This window comes from Candidatus Aramenus sp. CH1 (assembly GCA_022678445.1).
GTDB lineage: Archaea > Thermoproteota > Thermoprotei_A > Sulfolobales > Sulfolobaceae > Aramenus.
Window position 1 is genome coordinate 24,869 of record JALBWU010000008.1, and the last position, 21,340, is coordinate 46,208.

Here is a 21,340-nt window from a genome sequence, read left to right on the forward strand (position 1 = left end):
TAAATAATAGACGCGTTTTCAAATTTAATGGTAATGAAGGAGTTCGCCTTCATATCAAACCAGATGACCTCTGCCTTGATATCCCTGGACACCAACGTGGCGTGGTTCCCCGCCCCTAGGTTCGACTCCTCGCCCATCTTCGCCTCTATCCTAGACGAGGAGCACGGAGGAGAGTTCAAGGTAGTGCCAGAGGGGAAGGTTATCTCTACCTCGAGGGAGTACCTCACCTACAACGTGCTCAGGACTACCACCTATGCTGAGGGCGGGGAGGTCACCGTCACCGACCTTTTGCCCATAGGCGAGCCCGCCATCATACGGAAAGTTGAAGCGGAGATCCCTGTGAGGGTGAAGGTTTACCCGACCTTTAACTACGCCCTCCACCGCCCCGTCATTAAGTTCCACAGAGACGCCGTCCAGTTCCTCAACCCTATAGGGGACGACTGCGTGGGCTTCGTCTACGGCAAAGGAGAGAGGGAGGGGAACGAGGTGCTCCTGCCCAAGGGAACGCACTTCCTCTACTTGGTCTACTTCAAGAATGCGAAGCATGGTCTCTTCAGCGAGAAGTCCGCCAAGCTGTCGCTGGACGTGGAGGAGGCGTTCAACAGGACGGTCTCCTTCTGGAGGGAGAAGGAAAGGAGGGCCGAGGGAAAGCTGGCGAGGGGGTCTTACACTGTGCTCTACGGCGTCGTCTACTCCCCCACTTCTGCCCCAGTAGCATCCCCTACGACCTCCCTGCCAGAAGTGGTGGGAGGGAAGAGGAACTGGGACTACCGCTTTGCTTGGGTGAGGGACTCCTCGATAGTGGCCCAGGACTTAATAGAGGTAGGTGAGGTGGTAACGGGGAGGAGGATACTCAACTTCCTGTTGGGGTTGGTGAACTTCACGTCTAAGCCCTTCCGCCACCCGCTCTACACGGCAGACGGGGAGGATCCACCTGCCGAGGTCGAGCTCAAGTGGCTCCCTGGGTACAAGGGCTCGTCCCCAGTGAGGGTGGGAAACAAGGCGTCGGAGCAACTCCAGCTCGACGTGGAGGGCTTCTTCATGTCGGCCCTCTGGAAGTACTACGAGAAGACCGGGGATCTGGTGTTCCTCAAGGAGGTAGAGGGGAAAGTCAAGTACATAGCGGACTGGGTCTCGAGGAACTGGGGCCTCATCGACGCCAGCATCTGGGAGGAGAGGGGAGTGTCTAGGCACTACACACACTCAAAGGCCATGATGTGGGTGGCCCTCAAGAGGGCAGGGGACATAATGAGGGAGCTTGGGGAGGAGGACTACTGGGAGGAGAGCAGGGAGAAGCTCAGGCAGTGGGTATTCAGCAACTGCGTCCACGCAGGTTACCTCACTAGGTACGCGGGCTCCACTGACGTTGACTCCGCCCTCCTCTCCCTCCCGCTCTACGGCTTCGTGGACGTCAAGGATGAAGTGTTCCTAAGGACGCTAAGGAAAGTGGAGGAGAACCTAAAGGTAGGGCCCTTCGTGAAGAGGTACGCGAGCGACTTCATGGGAGAGGCTAAGCACCCGTTCCTCTTGACCACCTTATGGCTGGCCAGAGTCTACGCCAGGCTAGGTAGGAAAGAGGAGGCCGTGAAAGTAGTTGAGGAATTGAACAAGCTGTCCCCACTTGGCCTAGTCGGGGAACACGTGGACGTGAAAGAGGGGGACTTCACTGGGAACTTCCCACAGGCCTTCGTGCACGCGGAGCTACTGGTGCTCTTGAAGGAGCTGGGGGTTAAGCTGTAGTTTACCAAACGCCTTAGGTGGGGAGAAAGTCGGATATTGAGCAGGAGAGGTTAGTAGACCCCTTGACTACGGCGCTTATTTATGTGCTTACTCTCAACTCCGAAAGTACGTAAATAATAAAATAAATAACATAGTTTCCAAAAATAATATATGGTATACCCGTTTTCCTCGATAGAGGACTTCAAGGTTGAGCTCACCCAAGACCACGAGCTCCTCAGGGGAGTGATAAGGGAGTTCTCCGAGGAGGTTTTGGCTAAGCGCGTGGAGAGGGGAGAGGCGGAGAGAGACCTGCCCAGGGAGGTAAAGGAGAAAGCGAAGGAGGTCGGACTTTACGGCCTCAACATACCTCCTGAGCTGGGGGGCCAAGGGGGGGACTACCTCTCCCTGCTCGTGGCGTCTGAGGTGATAAGCAGGGTGTGGCCATCCTTTGGTACCTTCCTTCTCATAGACTGGATGTTCATGTACGCCGTGACCCGCTTCGCCAGCGAGGAGCTGAAGAAGAAGTTCGTCCCCCCTGTCGCCAGGGGGAAAAAGTGGCGGCGTTTGCCACTACTGAGCCCTCAGCTGGCTCAGACGTAGCGGGGATCAAGTCCACAGCGAAGAAGTTGGACGACGGGTACTTGCTCAACGGCAGGAAGATCTTCATAACCAACGGGGACATCGCAGACTTCTACTTGGTCACGGCCAGGACTTCTCCTCCCGAGCCCAACGCCAGGTGGAAGGGGATATCCATGTTCCTAGTGGAGAGGGAGGACGTGAAGGTCGTAAGCAGGATAGACACCACTGGGCTGAAGGCTTCCCACACTGCAGAGATAGAGCTCACTGACGTGAAGGTTCCAGCAGACAAGCTTGTGGGCGAGGAGGGTAAGGGCTTCACGTACGCGGTGAGCTCCTTCGACTTCGCCAGGACGATAGTAGCGTCGCAGGCCCTCGGGATAGGACAGGGGGCTCTGGAGAGGATGCTCAACTACTCGCTACAGAGGACGGCCTTCGAGAGGAAGCTGGCGGACTTCCAGCTGGTGCAGACAAAGATAGCCGAGTCCATAGCGGACTTGGAGACGGCTAGGTTAGCTACGTACTGGGCGGGGACGCTATTCAAGGAGGGGAAGGAGAAGGAGTTCGTCGTCGCCTCGTCCCTTGCGAAGTTCGTGTCCACTGAGGCAGCGGAGAGGGTCGTGCTGAGGGCCATTGGAGTACACGGCGGTTACGGGGTGACCACCTCCACTGGGCTTGAAAGGATGCTGAGGGACCTGCAGATACTGAAGACCTACGAGGGGACTAACGACATCCAGAGGGTGAGCCTAGCTAGGTTTACCTTGAACAAGTTCCTGGGCTACAAGACCACTTAAATGGCCTGGCCCTAGGCCCTCCAGCTCTTGGCGTCCGCCCTTTGGCTTCGTGGAGGTCAAGCGGGCCCCACACGTAGAGGGGAGACCATGAATTTACCTATGTAGCCTTTGAGGAATCGCACGCCGGGCTTGAAGTCTCGTGGGGACTCACGTCTAGCGCGCGAGCTTCATGGGCCTCTGTTCGCTTATTCCCACACGGCGTAATGGCGGAGACCATATTTACTTGTTTCTCCCCCTCCTGTTTACGTCAGCTGTATGCGTAAGAGGACACTTCGACTTAGTTGCGTGGCTGACGTGACACGGAGAGGGCAAAGCTTATATCTGTAAATACAGAAATCTGTAAATATGGGAAAGATAACGGTCAAGGTCTCCGACGAAGTGGAGAAAGATCTACGCACGTTCGTCGCGATCTCCGGCTATAAGAGAGGGATGCTCAGCGTAGTTGTGGAGGAGGCTCTGAAGGACTACATCTCTAGGCACAGGATCGCCGTAAAAGAGAAGGGTGAGATAGAGTTCAACCTAAAGGACCTCGAGAAGGGAAAGTTCTACTTGGTAGAAGTAGACGGCGAAAAGTATGCCCTAAGAGTGACTGAAGACAACAGGGTCCAACTCTACGAGGTCCTAGAGTAGATGGTGGTCCTCAAGTTCTGGAGGCTGGAGATAATAATTGACGTGAAAGCTGAGGAGCTGGAACCGTGTAAAGGGAAAATAATATCAACGTGGAGCTACAGGAAAATGAAAAACGTGAAGTTCTTCGTCCACCAAGACGACAAAGGTAACGTGAAGATAAGGAAAATGGAGTAGAGACGACGTTATTTCCTGACCTCCTCCCCACCCTGCGAGGGTTCTGCATAGGTCTAAGGCGTTACTCCCCTTTAAGGGAGATACCCCGTGATGTGAAGAGAAAGGAAAGAGCCAAAGCGTCGACAATCTTCTTCACTCCTAGTTTCACGATGTTTAACGCTCCGCTAACGTCGCTGTGAAGCTTATGGCCAAGAGGACAGTTTACGACTCCCCTAGGCCTTCTCGTTACATTTGCGTTATGGTAAGCGCAGAAACGCGAGGTATTGTACTCAACAACTAGGTACGTCTTTACGCCGTGCTCGTGGAGTTTGTTCGCTAATGCGCCAACTTGCGAAAAGACCAAATTTGAAGTGAGCTTGTTACCCTTATCTTGAGAGATGAAGTAAGGATAGCCCAAGTAAACGGCGGAGACGCCAAGATCCCATAAGGACTTAGCCAAGTGAGATGCTAAAGTTCTGTAAATGAAGAAGCCTACGGTACAACTTTGCAAATACTCTTTCCCTCTCCATCAACACTTCTTCCCTAGCTTCTTGTTCTTGAACCTTCTCAGCCTCGCTTTTCAACTTGTCTAGTTCGGCGATCTTTTTCTGAAAAATAGAAGTAATCGCTCTTAACTGCTGAACCACGGTAAAATACAACAGTAAGCTCTCAACAACAACAGTAGCCAACGCGTTTATACCTAAGTCAATTGACGCAACCTTGTTACCTTTAGGCTTCTCAACTGAATCTCTCTTTCGCCGTGAATAACGAGAGAGTCCTTCATTGGCTTACCGCTTTTCTTTGGGGAAGCGTACTCCAGGAAATGTTTCTACAAAGTTCTCTAAGACCGCTCTACAAGGTCTATACGCCGCAATAAATTAGCATATTACGATACATAATACGTCCTTACGCTATTTAACAAAAGGGAATTTTAATGCTCTTCTTGGAATAGGTACAACGCCTTAATTACTAAGGCACAGTTCTAACTAGTCGCTCTTTAGCTCATTTCTCACGCTGTGGAACATTTCTCGTATCATGTATTGTATCGGTATTACCGGCACTATAGATTTAAACTCTAGACTACGTCTTTAAATTATAAGTTTCAGTTATCTCTCTAAATCCTTAATTTCGCCAAGGCATAACTTTCAATTATGGGTAGAACGCAATCGCCCTTTACCTCCTCAGTAGACAGGGAGGTGGAGAAGCTCGTTAGGCTTGCGAATAGGCTAGGAAACCCTTGCTTTAAGGAGGTTGTGCTTGAGGCCTCAACTAGGGTTAGGGACTTTCAAAGCGCCCTTTACGACGAGGTCACAGATCCTCAGGAAGTCGTTCTCTTATCCCTCATTTCTGTTTTAGCTGAGGTGAAGTGTAACGGAAGGTTACGTCGTTGACGCAATACCTACTTACAAGGGAGTTTACTTAGTTTTAGATGGCTTTAGAAAGGTAAAGGTTCCAACAACTTTTCCAATTTACGTGGAAACCCAAAACCCAGAGATAATTGCACAACACCCTTCAGTGGAGTACTACGAGGAGGAAGTTTGGAAGGACATTCACGAAAACGAAGTGAAGCTTTACAGGTTTGAGCTTACAGATTACAACGCTTACCTTTACATTAGGAAAAAGGCAAAGGTAGTGAACGAGTTGCCAACTGTGATGGCGCAAACACTTTACAGGCTTAAGGCTTATCCTTTTAGAAAAGTAAGGATTGAAGGAGGCAAAGTAGTGGAGGTTTTTCCGGAGGAGTTCCCGAAAATTACTTACGCCACTGTAACTACAGTTGATTGGTTTGGCCCTTCCTATTACGGCAAGGAGTTCATAGCCAACGTAAACGGAGTTGAAATAAAGGAAAAGGTTGGCGAGTTTGATTTAGCAGTTGACGTGGCGGAGTGCTTTGGAATTGCCTGCCACAAGGTAAAGAGCTCAGTCCTCATTAAGAGAAAAAGGGCTCCAGTGTCTGTTAAGGGACTAATCGAGTGGTCGTTAACTACGAAGACCCCAATAAGGGAACTGGAGGACTCCACAATAGGCAAGGCACTCACTACAAACGAAGCTTGGGTTGCCTTGAAAAGAAAGGTAATAGTTCCTGGCGTTGTACCTAGAGTTGAGAAGTTAAGAACTGTTGAACAACTTAAGGAGGTAGACAAGGGAGGTTTAATTGTTTTCCCAAAGGTAGGGGCATACAACCAAGTTTACCAGCTAGACTTCTCCTCAATGTACCCCTCGCTCATAGTAAAGTACAACATATCCTTCGACACCGTAGATAAATGCGACGACGTGGTAACTGAAATAGGGCATAGCATCTGCATGAAAGAAAAGGGAATAGTGCCAGAAGCCTTAGAGTGGTTAGTAAAGAGAAAAGAAGAACTAAAAAGGATTGACGAGGAAAGGGCAGAGGCCATAAAGTGGATTTTAGTTGCGTCATTTGGCTATTTAGGTTATAGGAATTCAAAGTTTGGAAAAATAGAGGCTTACGAGCTTGTAACCTACTTTGCCAGGAAAACGCTCAGGGAGGCAATAGAGCTAGCTAAGAAATACAAGGTTGAAGTATTGCACGGCATAATAGATTCGCTAATAGTTAAGGGAGATAACGTAAAGGAGTTCAGCGAGGCAATAGAGAGATTGACTGGACTGAAGATGAAGGTAGAGGAAATGGACTGGGTAATCCTTTTCCCAAGGAGGGACGGAATGCCTTACCCAATGAGGTATTTAGCCAAAAGAAAGGACGGAGAAGTTAAGGCAAAGGGGTTAATAAGAAGTAACATGCCGAACGTGGTGAAGGAATTCCTAGAGAGAGCTGTAAAGGCAATGGGAAAGGCGAAAAAATTTGAGGAAATAGACCTTAACGAAATCAAGGAAATAAAGAAGGAGTTGGAGGAGAGGATAATAGAGGGAAAGGAAAGGGCAGACTTCGTAATTTGGGTAAAGGACAGGCCTTTAGTTAGGGGAGTTAGGGGATTTTACGACGCCAGGGAGGGCTACAAAGGCAGAGACGTTGGATACTACTTGGATTACTTGGAAAGGGAGTACGAGGTGTTGGTTAACGCTATCCACGGGATTCGAGCTGTTGGACAGGTTAATTGAGAAAGACGACTTCGTCGAGTTTTATTCCCTAGATAGGGAGTTCCTCTACACTTTTTACCATAGGGTACTGGTAGTTTCAGCGCCAGTTAAGGTTGTTATTGTTGCAGAAAGGGGAGGACTAGATCCCTTGTTAATTGAGAGGTTTAGGAGGATATTTGGGTGGAAGGGAGAAATTTACTTAAGGAGGGCATTCAAGGTTGAAGACGTTAAACCTACAATTGAGGCAATGGAGGAAGTCGAGGGAAATTTGGTCGTTGTTAATCCTTATCACCACAGAAGGAAATACGCAGAGATAGTATCAGCTTTGAGGAAAAGCGAAGGAAGGAAATTCCTCTTTAGCTTCATGGACAGGGAGAAGGAAGGATCTATTTTTGGTACCCACAGCGCTCACGCTATCATTAAACTAGAGCCTGGAACAAGGGGATTTAGAGCAGTGCTAAAGAAAAGCGTAACTTACAGTGAAATTGATATTCCCTTTGGCTTCTGGGAAATTTACGGAAAAAGTGAGGGAGAAGGGTTGATAAAATGGATGATATGAAGGAAATTTCACTGCTTGAGTTTTTATCCATTATCTGAATTAAATCCGCCAAATTATTTTAAATACATGACGTACATAATCTTAATGATTCAGATAGAACACGTATCCAAGACGTTCGGCAGGTTCAAAGCTCTAGATGACGTGACCTTTGAAGTTCCGGATGGGCAAATAACAGCCTACGTTGGCCTAAACGGAGCTGGGAAAACAACTACCATGAGGATAGTTGCTGGGGTAATTTACCCAGATTCCGGAGACGTTAAAGTAGAAGGGCATAGCGTCGTAAGGGAAAAGGTAGAGGCCTCTAAAAACTTGGCTTGGGTTCCAGAGTTTCCAATTTTCGAGATGGAAATGAAGGCAATTGATTATTTCGTTTACATTGCTGGCTACATGGGGTACTCCAACTTCAGAAGCCAAAAAGTTAGGAAAAGAGCTCTTGGCTGAAGTTGGATTAGAGGGAATGGAAAACAGAAAGCTCAAGGACTATTCGCAAGGTATGAAGAAGAGATTTGCCTTAGCCCTTTTAATGATTTCTAACCCAAAGAACTACCTCTTTGACGAAGTTTTAAATGGTCTAGACCCTCAAGGAATAATGTTCTTTAGGGATTTGGCGTTAAAGCTGAAGAAGGAAGGAAAAGCTGTCCTCTTTTCTTCCCACATACTTTCTGAGGTTGAAAACCTCACAGACAAGGTTGTTTTCATCCACAAGGGAAGGATAGTTAGGGTAATGAGCATGGACGAGATAAGGAAATCCGCTACACCTAGCCTCTTTATAAGAGTAGAAAATCCAGACAAGGAATTGGTTGACGTTCTCTCAAGTTACGGTAGCGTTGAACAAAACGGTAACTTAATCTTTGTGAGGAACTTCAAGGGGGATGTAGCTGAAGTCAACTCTAAGCTGTCCCAGAAATACAAGTTAATGGAAATAAGGACTGAGTACGCCTCTCTAGAACAAGTGTTCTTCCAGATCATTCAAGGTGAGCAAGAATGAGGCCCCTTTTTACACGATTTTAAGAGGTCATTTCTTAGACTTTCAACCCTGCTGTTATTAGCGCTGTTCATATTAGCAGGCGTGGGTTTAACTACACTAGTTAGCTCTAACCTTAGCTCTTTGACTCCCTTTAAGTACTCGTACATAGGCTACGCGGTTATTAACGGCACTGATCTACAAATAGCAGGACTTGGAATAGGTACTTCAGGAAACCCGCAGCAGGGATTAAATGTGACGCTAGGAGTTAGCATTGGTAATGAAATAAAGTACTTCTCCACTATTACAAACTCCTCTGGTATGTTCGCACTAAAGGTAGAAGGAGCCTTGGCCCCTAACGTTACTTTACAGTTTTCAGAAGCTAACGGTAAGAAGGGGGAAATAATATTGATTAACCCAAACCAGGATTCTATTCCTTTGATTCAGGCAGCGTGGAACACAACCTTTGAATATGCTTCCCCATACACTCTATGTTCTAGTTATAACACTCCAAGCTTCGCTAATTACGAACTCCCTAGCCAAATTTCCGGGATACCGGTGACATATTATCCCAACGGAACGTTAAAGGTGTTCGTAGCCTCTACAGTCTCAGGAAAACTTTACTATAACGTTACGGCTTCGAGTCCTAACAATGCTGGCACAAGTGGTTCGGCTCAATCACTCCAGGAGTCAAAATACGCGGGTTACCTTACCCATGGAACACATGTTATCTTACTAGACGTAGGAAAGCTCGAAAATTTCCCTCCAACGCTCTACGAGCTAAAGCTCAATTTAACTAGTAGTAACCATCAAAATTCAGTAGAAATACCCTTCAATACCGAGTCTAGAGCGTTTTCCTTGAGTTCACAAGGAATTATAGACCAATTATCAGCGGGAACTTTTGCTACGTTTTTCCCTATAATATTTCTTTATTTGGGTTATGGGCTATTAGCTAAACCTAAGGATCAAGGAGCTTTGGACTTCCTTCTTTCTAGGCCAGTAACTAGAGGAAGTGTATTTGTGAGTAGATACTTGGGAGGAGTTATGACGGCAATTGTTAGCTCGGCTTTGTTTGTTCTATCATTGTCAATACCTACAATAGCGTTATTAGGCGTGCCAGTACCAGCACTTGACGCTTTATTATTATTTATGGGCCTTACGTCAAGCCTAACAGCGTTTTATTCCATTATGGTTATGATAGCGAGCCTAACAAAAAGCTCTGGAAAGTACTTAGGGATCGCCCTCTTTACGTTTTTCTTCTTCCTCTTTATAGAAACACTAATAGCCACCATCCTACTGCTTAAGGGAATAAACTTTGTTAGTTATCTTCCATACTTGAATTATAATTTACCGTTGGACACTGTAACCAATGCTATTTCCTCGTCTAGTGGTACGTCTCAATTCTACGCTAACGTGCCACTAGAGATAGTTGGTTCAATATTGTGGATAGCAGTGCCAACAATGATAGCATACTTAGCCTTTACGGAGTACTTTAAGTGGAGAAAACTAGTTTCAAGCTCAAGATAAACCTTTTTTTATTACTTACTTTTTGTAAGATGTGAAGTTCCTCAGAGAGTCAACAGGATTGATAAGGGAAATGGGTCCTCTAGACGCTTTTGCCCTTAACTTCTCTTTCATAGGCCCAGCTGCTGGAATTTCTTACCCTCTTTTCGTTGCCTCATTTTTGCCCGGAGCCAATTGGATTCTAGCGCTATTAATTGGAGCTCTTCTTTCCCTACCTCTTCTCTTCAACTACTATTTCCTTTCGCTAAAGTTACCTAGATCTTCTTCTGACTACATTTTCGTTTCAAGGACTTTAGGAGGCATGATGGGAGTAATTTTGGCTATGTCATTAATAGTTTCTTTTGCCATGGGTTTCCCAGTTCTGGCTGAGCTTGAAGTTATCATGGTTCTATCCCCAACAATGCAGTTGTTGGGCTATTCCCTTCGCGATCCTAACTTAATTTTCATAGGAAATGAATTGACAGACAACGTGAACTACTTAACCTTGGCAACGACGTTGATTATAATTATAGCTTTCCTCATTAGCTCAAACTCAAAGTGGTTCTTCAAGACATTTAGGTACCTAACTTTCCTGCAAATTATTGGCACTATTGTAATGGTTCTTGGCATGGTAGCCCTAAAATCGGCGTTTTCGCCCTATTATCAACCGTCGCCTCCTAAGTTTAGTTTCACCGAAACCTTCCTCCTCTCTTCTGTCTTTGTGCTATCCATGTACGCCTTCGTTAACGCTCCTGCTTTCTTTGCAGGAGAAGCTAGAAAGCCAAGGAAAAGCTTTGCTTTAGGTTACTTTGCCTCCTACGCTGTTGCTACCGCCTTCTCCTTGGCATTAATCTTGGCTTTGGAGTACAGCATTGGCGTAGGAGGTTTCATTTCTGTCTCTACCGAGAGATGGAACTTGCCTATCTCAACTTCCTCCCTTCTATCCTTTGGTTCACTTCCTTTCCTTGATAGCTTGCCTTTACTCCTTTTAGTTATTGCGTCTGGTCTCACGTGGTATTTGCTTTACGCTATGATAAACGTTGGCGCCTCCTCTAGGTTCCTTTTTTCTTTAGCTTTTGACAGGGTACTCCCCTCCTTCTTGGGAGAAATAAAAAGGGGAATTCCAGTCAACGCGTTAATCTTCTCCCTTTCGCTTTCCCTATTCTTTGAGCTCATAGAGGTTTACTTGGGCTACTCTGTCAGCTTCGCTGTTGACGGGCTTTGGTTCCTGACGTGGAACTATCTCCTAGTGTCGTTGGCCTCTGCCATCACCGTGAGGAAGGACTTAAAGCTGGGCGTCTCCGGCCTTCTGTCCAGCGTCTCACTCGCCTTAACCGCCTTTATTGCAGTATTCTACGGGTTAAAGTACGCCAACGTTATCTTCTCTGGGGACGTGTACTTTGACTTATTAACTATTGTCATACCTCCCCTAGCCGGTTTGACTACCTACTTGACAGCCAAGCGTGTGAGAAAGGTGCAGGGAATAGACCTTGACTCGACGTTCAGGGAGATACCGCCTGAGTAGTGCGCGTGAGGCTATTTTAACTCGGTCATCAACCTCGCTACGACGCTCTCTATTGACTCGTCCTCCCTGCCCATTGCCTTCAACTGCTGTATAGATCCCTGCCACACCAAGGAGCCATTGGATATCATAAGCACGTAATCGGTGAGTCTGAGGGCTATGGACATTATGTGGGTGGAAATGAGGAATGTGGAGTCCATTTTCTTGAGCAGTGAGATCACCATCTCTTGCGTTGGGATGTCTAAGTAATTGAGGGGCTCGTCAAGTAGGAGGACCTTGGGGTTGTGCATTATTGCCAAGGCTATTGCCAACTTCTGCTGGTTTCCCCTTGATAACTTGCCCGCTAAGACCCCCTGGTACTGCTCCAGCCCCAGTAAGTGTGTCATCCTCTCCGCTACCTCCCTTGGATTTTCAAGTTCCCTTAAGGTGGCTATGTACTCGAGGTTCTCCCTAACCGTCAAGTTCCTGTAAGGCATGGGGTCCTCAGGCAAGTAGCCCAAGAGCCTCTTTGCCCCTGTGGAGTCTGGGGGATAGCCCATGACCTTGACCTCCCCTACGTCCGGTTTCATTAATCCTGAGAGTATCTTCATTGTTGTAGACTTCCCGGCACCGTTAGGCCCTAAGAGCGCGTACTTCCCCCCACAGGGCACAGTAAAGCTCAAGTTATTTAAAGCCAAGAAGCTACCGTAACGCTTCACAACGTTTCTCGCTTCAATACAATACTCCATCAGAGAATAAGTTGATAGGTAGCTTAAATCCATTTTCAAAGCAGTTCAAAACTAAAGGTCATACAAAAACGCTTATTAGGGCCATGAGGAAAAGTAGTTCACGCTTACCATACACGCAGTCACCCATAACAAGTGGGACAACTCCCTGAAGCCAATAGCCTCAGTGAAGGACGGAGAAGTCATAGAAGTGGAGACTAAGGAAGCCTCAGACGGTCAGATATCACCTTCCTCTACTGTAGAGGACTTGAGGGGGCTGAACTTCGACCTTATCCACCCCCTCACTGGGCCAATAGAGGTTGAGGGGGCTGAGCCTGGCGACGCAGTGGAGGTTGAGTTCCTCGAGTTCAAGGACATGGGCTGGGGCTGGACTGCGGTGATCCCGGGCTTCGGCTTCTTGGCCCAGAATTCCTATACTGCCCCCATCGACTTGAGCGGACCGGGGCTCAAGATATGGAAGAGCGACGGAGAACACTCCAAAGCAACCTTCGGCAAAATACACGTAAAGGTGAGGAACTACCCTTTCCCTGGCGTAATAGGTACGGCTTTGAGGGCGCCAGGGAGGTGGAGCACAATTCCCCCAAGGGAGAACGGGGGAAACATGGACGTAAAGCACTTAACCGTGGGCTCCAGAGTGATCTTGCCAGTTTTCAAGAGAGGGGCCCTGCTTTCAATAGGCGACACCCACCTTGCCCAGGGCGATGGAGAAGTGTGCGGTAGCGCAATAGAGGCACCGCTGACTGTTAAGCTTAGGGTAAGGCTCATTAAGGACGCCAGCATATCCCAGCCTATCTTCTACTTCTCCAAGGTAAAGGAGATGGACTATGAGGAGTACTTGGCATATCCAGGCATGTAGCCGGACTTATGGGAGGCTAGCAAAATAGCCGTCAAGGGCATCATCTCTATCCTCTCTAGGTACATGACGCCTTTGGAGGCTTATATGTTGTCCAGCGTGATTTTAGACTTGAAGGTAAGCCAAGTTGTAGACGTGCCAAACTGGATCGTGACTGCCTACTTCCCCCTGGACGTGATAGAGGAGAGGGAAGTAAGGGAAGAACTGAGGGCGCTAGACAAAGTTGTTAGATAGCATTTTTTCCTGTGCTTTCTCCCAGAACTTCTTCCAGAAAAAGAAAGGTAACCCTAACCCCATTTGGATGAGGAAAGAAACTACGCCGATGTAAAGCTGAGCGCTTGGATCGATTGACACGGCAAACAGCGAGAAGTAGTCCAAGAGCAGCGGGGGCGCCAAAAGCAGGGGTATTAAGAACTGGATCGCTGAGAACCTCACTACTGGGGCGTTCTCGTCCTTGATCTGGATTGGGTTCAAGCTGGCTATAACGGATGCAATATAGACGTAAATGAAAGGCATTCCACTCACTAAGAATGCCACAGTATAGTCCCCCAGCAACGCGTTGACAGCTGAAAAAGAAGCCAACGCAATCTCCAGGGAGATTGTCCTACTTAGCATATAGTACCTAGCGTATCTCAGGGGGCCAAGGATTCCGAAACTCAACCAGAGAGGCTCGAACATGAAGGATGACTGAGCAACGATTAGCATTCCGTACATGAGCAAAAAGGTTAACCAAAAGGTTAACCCGGAGAAGATGTGGTCGTTAAGAGCTCCGTCACTGCTTAGATGGACAACTATTAGGTAGTAAACTACAGAGGCTGAAGTAAAAGCTATCAGTAGGTACTTTACGTTTATCCGGAATGTCTTAAAGGTCGAGATCCCCATGTAGTTTACCCTAGTCCCGAGCTCAAGGAAGGATAGGCTCCTCTTCAGCACTGCGACGAAAGGAGTACCGGAGGAAAAGGATATCTCCTTTACCTTGGAGCTCTGAGTCTGTCCCTGTACTGAGAGGAGCTTTATTTCGTCCAAGTTCTTGACCGAGAGAAACACAAACAGGACAGTGAGCAAAGCGAGTAAGGCGTAGGCAAAGGTGTAGCCTATAAACATGGAGAACGGAGAGAACGGGAAACCAAAGAGGGGAGAGAGGAACCACACCCCAATTATCGTAGCGATCAAGAGCCTCTTCCTGAGCTTCAAGGTGGCCAGTGCCATGGACATGGAGGGGGTAAGGAGGACCAGAGCTACTAACACAGCTACTCCCGCTGGGCCCAACGCGTCCACTGCAAACACGCTGAAGTAGAGGGAGGCAAGGCTGTTGGCCACTATGGAGACCAAGTAAAGGCCTACTAGTATCTCCTTTCTGTCAAGGGGGAGGAGAAAGAGGAAGTCTACGTCGGACTTGGTGAGGAAAACTCCTGACAATAAGGAGGAAACCACGACCGGGACTGTTAGAAGGCACACTGTATAGCTCAAAGGTACTTGAGCACCATGTGTTGCTCCAATTATCAAAAAATAATAGGAGATAATGAGTAGTAAGGACAAGGCCAGGAAGGGCTTTGTAAACCTGCTGAAGAGGAGCAGCTTAAAGAGCACGACCTTTCTGCGTAGGCTAACACTCATAAAATAAGTTTTGGGAATGCATATAATAAAAATCCCGAGTTTCACTCAGGCGGTATCTCTTTGAACACTAGACCTATGTCTATGCCCTTCGACGCGTTTAATCTCTTGGAGATTGAGTAAATGAGGGCCCCTCCCCCATATATTACCCCTAGAGAAGCCAGCGTTGGCACGTTAATTGGTAACAGGACAGGGTTGTTGAAGGTTACGGCAAGCGCGTACATCAGGAAAGCGAAGACCCCGAAGCCCACCCAGCTTATTATTGGGACACCCATGATTCTCCTCTTGAAGGGTACTGAGGTTGAGAACATGTCCTTCTTTAGGAAGGGCATTAGCGCGGTGGAAATGGCGAAGACTGCGTAACCTATCTCGAACACTACGGTCACGTCCACGGTCTCTATCACTTGGAGGTAGGCATACATTAGGACACCTATTATGCCCACTGCAGTGATGACAGCAGTGGCCTTGAGGGGAACGTGTAGTCTATCATTAACGTCGGCGAGCCACGCTGGGGCTACCCTATCGAAGGACCAAGCGAAAAGGTACCTAGTCAACGCTATGACGAGTGGGGGGTTGCTGTAGAAGTTGGGCAACCACAATGCCAGGAACGAGATGAAGTAGAGGACGACGTTGTGGTTAACCATGAGAACGAAGAAGGGTATAAAGGGGCCTATGGACGAGAGGGAGTTGTAAACTGGGTCGTTTACGCCGTTGGCGGAGATGTAGGACCACGCCGTCAAGAACTCGTTTCCAAACGCGTCCAACGAAAGCTGGGTGAACATCACGTAGTACAGAGCTATGAGGACTATTGAGACCACTATGGAGTACATGACGTTTTTCCTCACGCTCTTCATTTCCCCAGACCAAGAAGCAGGGAGGTTGTACCACGTGAAGTAGTACCACACCACTGGGATGCCCAGGAGGGCCCCAGCTATTGGGTTAGACACGAAGCTGAGGCCATTGCTCACGGCGTCCTTTATGACCTCGTTGTAGGCGTCGTTCATCCCGGTAAAGGAGGAGAGAGCGTGAGCGAAGGAGGAGGGACTAATGGTAGCTAAGGTTGCGAATAGGACCACGGTGGATAGGACGCTTACGATTCCGGAGACAAGGACAAATTTCCAAGCTAGTCTGTTGGAGAAGGCCAAGAGCGAACTTATCACGACAACGACAACTCCCACTATTACGCTCCCGTTTGTGGAGCCGAAGAAGTTGCCCAAGTTGAGGAGCGCTTGGTTGTTGTAGTAGAGTCCTAGCCCGGAGAAGAGATAGGAGAACCAACTGGCTGCGTAGTAGCTGTAGAGCCCTAGGGACAAGGCGAAGGCCACGAAGAGGCCGAAGTAGTTTACGAAACCTACCCAGGGGCTGCTCGCCCTGCTGTTGAAGACATAGTCCCCTCCAGCCCTAGGCATGGACACGCCAGACACGTAGAATAGGAACGCGGAACCAAGGGCGGGGATGAGGGTGACTAAAAAAGAGAGCGTCCAATTTATCCCGGGGTCAAGGTAAAGCCACTCAATTATGAGTATCGGTATCCCCCCGGTAACGAGGGCCCAAGACGCCAGCAAGGAAGACCAAGGGCTTACTTCCCTTACTAGGCCGGAGCTCTCCCTTAAGAACACCTTTTTTGTCTCCATTTCCGCTTACCCGTTTTGTCAGGGGAATAATAAGCTTAATAATACATGAGTTAATATAGCGTTAAAAAATGATTTTGGAAAAATATAAAGTGTAAACAGACTCACTCATAAACTATAATTGAGCTGAAAATCGTTTAGAAACCTAGTAAAGATCATAACGAAAAATGTAGGGAAAACCTACCTGAAACCCGCAGTTTACTTTAAAGATTTTCATATTAGCCGGTGTTACTAAAGATATTTTTTTCATATAAAGTGATATTTCTGCGTTTAATACTGTGGCCTGATTTTAACAAGAAATACGTTTTTACTTATTTTGGAAAATGTTTAAATAAAAAGGCCACGAGGTGGGAATTGATGATCGTCCGCCACAACGAGTTAAGGGGACTGCTCACCGACATCCTGGAGAAGAGGGAGGTAGAGTGCAGTGACGTAATTGCAGACCACTTCATCGAGGCGGAGCTGAGGGGCCACTCCTCCCACGGCGTCCAGAGGATAATACCCTTAGTAAAGGGGATAGAGCTCGGCACCATAAGGAGGGGCCTGGAGTTCGAGGTAGTCAAGGAGAGCAACTCTTCCATCTTGATCGACAGTAAGCACAGCGTGGGAATCTCGCTCTGGAGCTTACTCATCGAAAAGGAGTTCGACTCCCCGGTGGCAGCCATAGCCGTGAGAAACGCTTCCCACGTGGGTTACCTAGGTTACTACACCGAAAGGCTTGCGAGGAAGGGAAAGGTAGCTATAATGCTAGGGAATGCGGAGCCAGCCGTGACGAGGCCCAGCGGGACCCCTACAAAGGTGCTCTCCACGACGCCCTTTAGCGTTGCCATACCCTCTGACCCTCCGGTAGTGCTTGACATGGCCCTCTCCGCTATAGCTAGGGGGAAGATCGTGGAGGCGCTTAGGAAAGGCGAGGTGATACCCCACGGCGTCGCTGTCGACTCAGAGGGAAAAGTGACCACTAACCCACAAAGGGCCTTAGAAGGTGCACTTTTACCCTTAGGTGGGGAGAAGGGGTTCTACCTCATGCTCACTCTGGAGCTCTTAGTGGCGTTCTTGACAGGGTCTGCAGTGGGGCCCCAAGTGAGGGGGGTGCTGAACACTGAGCAGCCTCCAAACAAGGGGGAGGTGATGATAGTCATCGACCCAAAGTACTTCGAGTCAAATGACGGCGCCATAGAGTACATGAAGGTGGTTGTCGGAGGGCTCTTCCCAGGGGAGCACGGGAGGAAGATCAGAGAGGAGAGGCTAAAGAGCGGTATCGAGCTGGACGAAAAACTCTTCTCCACCCTCTTGGGCATGAGAGAAAGGGTGCCGTACTTTAAGTGAAACCTGCGTGAGACAACTTCCTCTTTATCTCCTCCAGCACCTTCCTTCGGAGCTCGTCCACCTTCTCCCAGTCGACCTTCTTCTCTGCTTTTAAGCACTTGACGCTGTAGAGGTACAAGTCCCTCATGTTGCCTAGCTCCCTGGATACGTCCCTTAACGTGGGAGAGTACTGCCCTAGGCTCTCAAGGAGGAACCTCGACTCCCTTATCCTCTTCCTCACTTCGTGGAAGTCTTCCTCCACCTCCAGTGCCAAAGCGTTGGCCTTTACCCTCCTCGCCACCAAAAGCCTCGAGCCGTACATCCTGGGAAGCTCATACTTAGCCATCTTGCCGAACTGCGAGACCACCTTCCTAGCCAAGTAGTCCCTCTTGTCCCTGTCCAAGCACGTCAACACGTCCATGTCCCTCACTTCCCCCAGCTTCCTCAGTATAGACCTAGCCACTAGGACTGCCTCTGCCCTTGAATGGAGGAGGTAAGTGGCCTTGGCTACGACGAGGTACCTCCTCAGTTCCACCCTTGCGTCGTGTATTGCCTTTTCCGAGGTGGAGCTTATCGACAGGAACTTATGTAGGTGCAGGTTGGCATAGTCCTCAGGCCTCAAGTGCTTAATACCCCTTTAACCAGCGACCTTATCCTCTCGTTGACCTCCCTGACGTTTCCCCTGGTCACTATGACGTCCCTCGACAGCCTCTTCAAGTGCTTCTGGAACTCAATAACGTACTTCCTGTACGACGTGAAGATCTCCTCGTTGACGCATAGGTCCACGCTCTCGCTAAGTGGGTCGAGGAACCCCTTCTTCCTTATTATTCTCCTCATTACCTCCATGGAGGGCGACACCAGGGAGACGCTGACGTCAGCCTTGGGGAGGACTGAGAGGACTCCCTCGATCCACTCCCTCTCCAGCTTCCTCGTTATCCCCCAAGCCTCTAGCGTGAGCAGGTAGCCGTCGGCTATGGCGATGAAGCCCGACTCCAGCGCGGGCTTAACCACGTTCTCCACTTGGTCGGCCAAGTCGGTGACGTAAGCGAGGAAGAGGGTCCTCCTCTGGAATACTATGTCCTTCTTCACCTTGGCTATTGCCTCCGCCATGAGCTTTGACGACTGTATCCCAAAGGTGACTACGCCGTAGCCCTCCTCCTCTAGGTACTCCTTTAGGCTCTGGACGTGGGTTGTCTTCCCAGAGCTCTCCACCCCCTCAATGGCTATTATCTTCCCCCTTCCCATACCTCCACCACCTTCCTCCTTATCTCGTTCTGGACTTCCCTTGGGTCCTTGGTGCCGTCCACCACCACGAAGTTATTCTCCTCTTGGGAGACCTTATCGTACACCTCCAGTATCGCTGACTGGTACTTGAGGAAGCCCTCCTCTGGCGTGAGCCCAGGGAACACGTCTGCCCCAGCCTCAGCCGGCTTAACCTGCCTCCTAGATCTGAGCAACCTCTCAAGGGCGACCTCAGGGGGTACCCTTATGTAAAAGACTACGTCCGGCCTCCTTGCGAAGCTGTAGAGCTTCTTCACCCACTCCAGGCTAACCCCCCTGACAGTGTCCCTAGCGTAGGCCGTGTAGACGTACCGGTCGCAGATCACCGCAAAGCCCAGCCTAAGCATTGGGAGGACGTACTTCTCGTACCTGTCGGCGAAGTCAGTGGCGTGGATCAAGCTGAAGGTCAGAGGGGTAAGCAGGCCCTTCTTCTTGGCCTCCTTTATGATGTCGTGTATCCACTCGGAGGAGTTCCACTCCGTGAGGAAGGTGAACCTCCTCTTGGACATCCAGTCCCTGAGCAGGGAAGCTTGACTCGACTTCCCCGAACCGTCTATTCCCTCAAAGGCTATCAAGAGTCCCCTCATAGGCTACCAGCCACTGACGACTCCACTACTTGTTTTATCTCCTTGCCCTTCCTGATTAGGTCTTCCTTGCTCACCAAGTCCTTCAGCACGGACATGTGCTTCTTCTTTAGCTTCCCCTTGGACGCCTTGCACATCAAGTACACCATTAATGCTTCCTTCGAGGTGAACCCTGGGAGGGTGGAGTACTTGACGAACCTCTGGCACATCTCGTAGGGGTCCAGGAAGCCAGCAGACTTCATTACGCCAACGATGAAGGCGGTGACCTTCTGGTAGAAGTCGTCGAAGTGGTTGTAGAGGTCCCACGGCGGATCCACGTTGAACCAGTAGGCAATGGACTCAAGCCACCTCTCCCTCAAGTTGTCCAACTTCTCCTCCACCAGTGCCCCCTCCCTCAGGCCAAAGGCGGAGATCACCAACTTCTCCGCCCCCAAGGCCTTCATGAGCTCGTCCACAACGACAGAGGCTGTGGAGATGGTGTAGGCCCTATCCTTGCTTATCCCAGGCAGACTTGCCCTCTCCTCCGGGTCGAGGTTGAAGAGGACGCTCGAGTACTTTGACACCTCCTTACCTTGTAGCTCGTAGCCGTGGGTGGACTTGAGCGGGAAGGCTGAGAGCCTCTAGTCCATCTTGCCCAGCGCCCTCACGTTCCCCCCCAGCGCCTACGACCACGCCGTTCACCTTTTTAAGGACGGAGAGCTCCGCCCTCACCTTCTTCCTGAGCTCCTTCTCGTCCTTTACCTCCCTGGAAAGCTTGAGTGCCCCAAGCCTAAAGTGGTAGACCTCTCTGACCTCCCTCGACGAGAAGTACACGACCTCAAGAGATCCCCCTCCTAGGTCAAACATGACGCCGGAGTCCACTGGCAACGAGTTCACAGTCCCCAGGAAGGAGAGCTTCCCCTCATCCTCACCGCTCAAGACCCTCATCTCCACGCCGAGGACGTCCGAGAGCCTCTTTGCGACCTCTGGCCCGTTGGACGCGTAGCGAAAGGCGCTCGTGCCGAGAAGCTTTACCTCTCCCACCCTTTTCTTCTCTATGACCTTCTTGAACTCCTTGAACAGCTTCTCCGCCTCCTCTACCTTGCCCTCGGGTATCGGGTAGTCCTCCTTGACGTCCTCCCCTAGCCTCAAGAAGGACTTGGTGGATCCTATTATCCTGAAGGTGTCGTTGGGGAAGACCTGGTAGATGCAGAGCCTCGTCGAGTTGTAACCCGTGTCAATTACGGCTGATAGCATTCACATCAGCTTCAAGATCTTTTGGTTTAACAGCAACTGGAGGACGCCGGAGCCCTTGGCCACGTCGTACTCTACAACCGCTACTGCGCCCTTCTTGAACTCCACCTCCCCTCCCGTGATCTCCTTGACCAGCTTGGAGAGGAAGGGCTCGTGGCCCACAACAAGCAATGTGGAGTTGTCCATCTCTTTGAGCTTGCCCACGAAGTCGGAGGGCTCCCTTTCTGGGTCTAGCTCGCTCAAGGTCTCTATCTTCTTGTCCTCCTCACCTAGCTCTTCTAGTATTACCTCGGCTGACTGGTAGCCCCTCAATAGCGTGCTGGTCATTACCCTGTCAAACACCACTTCCATCTCCTCCAGGAAGTAGGCGACCCTCCTCATCTGCTTAACCCCCTTCTTTACGAGCTTTCTATCCTTGTCGTCCACTCCGTCTACCTTTGGCTCCGCGTCTCCGTGCCTTACCAACACAAGCGTTAACATAGAAAGTTAGTCTGAACATAAAATAATAAGGATTCTCTCCATACTCTATATAGGCACGTGGAGAGGCCAAGCGGTCTTCCAAGAAAAATTTATAATTATATTTGTCAAATTGTTCTCTTAATTAAGAACTTAGGGGATTTACGAGCGCGAT

Annotated in this window: 18 protein-coding genes and 4 pseudogenes; 12 read left to right on the forward strand and 10 right to left on the reverse strand. The window is 49.3% G+C overall.

The features are described 5' to 3' along the window. Positions 1–33 precede the first annotated feature (33 nt). The 4 genes and pseudogenes from MPF33_07970 to MPF33_07985 all read left to right on the forward strand — a co-directional run bounded on the left by MPF33_07970 (position 34) and on the right by MPF33_07985 (position 3,893). A complete protein-coding gene (locus MPF33_07970; GenBank protein ID MCI2415159.1) occupies positions 34–1,740 on the forward strand; it encodes a glycoside hydrolase family 15 protein in 1,707 nt (568 codons plus the stop codon). A 150-nt stretch (positions 1,741–1,890) separates the two neighbouring features. Continuing rightward, positions 1,891–3,089, forward strand: a pseudogene (locus MPF33_07975) (acyl-CoA/acyl-ACP dehydrogenase). Positions 3,090–3,434: 345 nt separating this feature from the next. Next, complete coding sequence (locus MPF33_07980; protein ID MCI2415160.1) at positions 3,435–3,719, forward strand: hypothetical protein; 285 nt, start codon at positions 3,435–3,437, stop codon at positions 3,717–3,719. Further along, positions 3,720–3,893: a hypothetical protein gene (locus MPF33_07985; protein ID MCI2415161.1), complete on the forward strand. Its 174-nt coding sequence runs from the start codon at positions 3,720–3,722 to the stop codon at positions 3,891–3,893. A gap of 61 nt (positions 3,894–3,954) precedes the next feature. On the opposite strand, the gene MPF33_07990 is transcribed toward MPF33_07985, so the two are convergent. Together MPF33_07990 and MPF33_07995 are read right to left on the reverse strand one after the other, a co-directional pair. Then, on the reverse strand, positions 3,955–4,332 hold the full coding sequence (locus tag MPF33_07990) for a zinc ribbon domain-containing protein (GenBank protein ID MCI2415162.1): 378 nt from the start codon (positions 4,330–4,332) through the stop codon (positions 3,955–3,957). Next, positions 4,325–4,570, reverse strand: coding sequence for a transposase (locus MPF33_07995; protein MCI2415163.1), 246 nt, complete (start codon positions 4,568–4,570; stop codon positions 4,325–4,327). Before MPF33_07995 ends, MPF33_07990 begins: the two co-directional genes overlap by 8 nt. Before the next feature lie 453 nt (positions 4,571–5,023). Here MPF33_07995 and MPF33_08000 point away from each other — a divergent pair, with 453 nt between their 5' ends. The 6 genes and pseudogenes from MPF33_08000 to MPF33_08025 all read left to right on the forward strand — a co-directional run bounded on the left by MPF33_08000 (position 5,024) and on the right by MPF33_08025 (position 11,483). Then, a complete protein-coding gene (locus MPF33_08000; protein ID MCI2415164.1) occupies positions 5,024–5,263 on the forward strand; it encodes a DNA polymerase II in 240 nt (79 codons plus the stop codon). A 4-nt stretch (positions 5,264–5,267) separates the two neighbouring features. After that, positions 5,268–6,953 carry a DNA polymerase II gene (locus MPF33_08005; GenBank protein ID MCI2415165.1) on the forward strand — a complete coding sequence of 562 codons (1,686 nt, stop codon included), beginning with the start codon at positions 5,268–5,270 and terminating at the stop codon, positions 6,951–6,953. A 127-nt stretch (positions 6,954–7,080) separates the two neighbouring features. Beyond that, entirely contained in the window at positions 7,081–7,491 is a 411-nt protein-coding gene (locus tag MPF33_08010) for a hypothetical protein (GenBank protein MCI2415166.1), read from the forward strand. Between the two features lie 84 nt (positions 7,492–7,575). Continuing rightward, positions 7,576–8,479 (forward strand): annotated as a pseudogene (locus MPF33_08015) (ABC transporter ATP-binding protein). Between the two features lie 81 nt (positions 8,480–8,560). Next, complete coding sequence (locus MPF33_08020) at positions 8,561–9,982, forward strand: ABC transporter permease (protein MCI2415167.1); 1,422 nt, start codon at positions 8,561–8,563, stop codon at positions 9,980–9,982. A 31-nt stretch (positions 9,983–10,013) separates the two neighbouring features. Further along, positions 10,014–11,483 (forward strand): hypothetical protein, encoded by a 1,470-nt coding sequence (locus tag MPF33_08025; GenBank protein MCI2415168.1) that lies wholly within the window; start codon positions 10,014–10,016, stop codon positions 11,481–11,483. An 11-nt stretch (positions 11,484–11,494) separates the two neighbouring features. On the opposite strand, the gene MPF33_08030 is transcribed toward MPF33_08025, so the two are convergent. Next, the gene (locus tag MPF33_08030) at positions 11,495–12,208 is read right to left on the reverse strand and encodes an ABC transporter ATP-binding protein (GenBank protein MCI2415169.1); all 714 of its coding nucleotides are present in this window, start codon (positions 12,206–12,208) and stop codon (positions 11,495–11,497) included. 109 nt (positions 12,209–12,317) lie between these two features. Between MPF33_08030 and MPF33_08035 the strand changes: the two are divergent. Beyond that, positions 12,318–13,292: pseudogene (locus MPF33_08035) on the forward strand (acetamidase/formamidase family protein). Here the strand turns inward: MPF33_08035 and MPF33_08040 are convergent. Together MPF33_08040 and MPF33_08045 are read right to left on the reverse strand one after the other, a co-directional pair. Beyond that, entirely contained in the window at positions 13,272–14,648 is a 1,377-nt protein-coding gene (locus MPF33_08040) for a hypothetical protein (GenBank protein MCI2415170.1), read from the reverse strand. The pseudogene MPF33_08035 and the gene MPF33_08040 overlap by 21 nt on opposite strands. Before the next feature lie 68 nt (positions 14,649–14,716). After that, entirely contained in the window at positions 14,717–16,306 is a 1,590-nt protein-coding gene (locus tag MPF33_08045) for an APC family permease (protein ID MCI2415171.1), read from the reverse strand. Between the two features lie 354 nt (positions 16,307–16,660). Between MPF33_08045 and MPF33_08050 the strand changes: the two genes are divergently transcribed. Continuing rightward, a complete protein-coding gene (locus tag MPF33_08050; protein ID MCI2415172.1) occupies positions 16,661–17,632 on the forward strand; it encodes an Ldh family oxidoreductase in 972 nt (323 codons plus the stop codon). Here MPF33_08050 and MPF33_08055 read toward each other — a convergent pair. The 5 genes and pseudogenes from MPF33_08055 to sixA all read right to left on the reverse strand — a co-directional run bounded on the left by MPF33_08055 (position 17,625) and on the right by sixA (position 21,189). Next, complete coding sequence (locus MPF33_08055; protein MCI2415173.1) at positions 17,625–18,233, reverse strand: hypothetical protein; 609 nt, start codon at positions 18,231–18,233, stop codon at positions 17,625–17,627. The genes MPF33_08050 and MPF33_08055 overlap by 8 nt on opposite strands. Beyond that, positions 18,230–18,856 carry a thymidylate kinase gene (locus MPF33_08060; protein ID MCI2415174.1) on the reverse strand — a complete coding sequence of 209 codons (627 nt, stop codon included), beginning with the start codon at positions 18,854–18,856 and terminating at the stop codon, positions 18,230–18,232. Before MPF33_08060 ends, MPF33_08055 begins: the two co-directional genes overlap by 4 nt. Next, positions 18,838–19,479 carry a dTMP kinase gene (tmk, locus tag MPF33_08065; GenBank protein MCI2415175.1) on the reverse strand — a complete coding sequence of 214 codons (642 nt, stop codon included), beginning with the start codon at positions 19,477–19,479 and terminating at the stop codon, positions 18,838–18,840. The genes MPF33_08060 and tmk overlap by 19 nt, the downstream gene beginning before the upstream one ends. Then, positions 19,476–20,712: pseudogene (locus MPF33_08070) on the reverse strand (Ppx/GppA family phosphatase). Before MPF33_08070 ends, tmk begins: the two are co-directional and overlap by 4 nt. Continuing rightward, a complete protein-coding gene (gene sixA, locus MPF33_08075) occupies positions 20,713–21,189 on the reverse strand; it encodes a phosphohistidine phosphatase SixA (protein MCI2415176.1) in 477 nt (158 codons plus the stop codon). It abuts the pseudogene before it with no gap. Positions 21,190–21,340 lie beyond the last annotated feature (151 nt).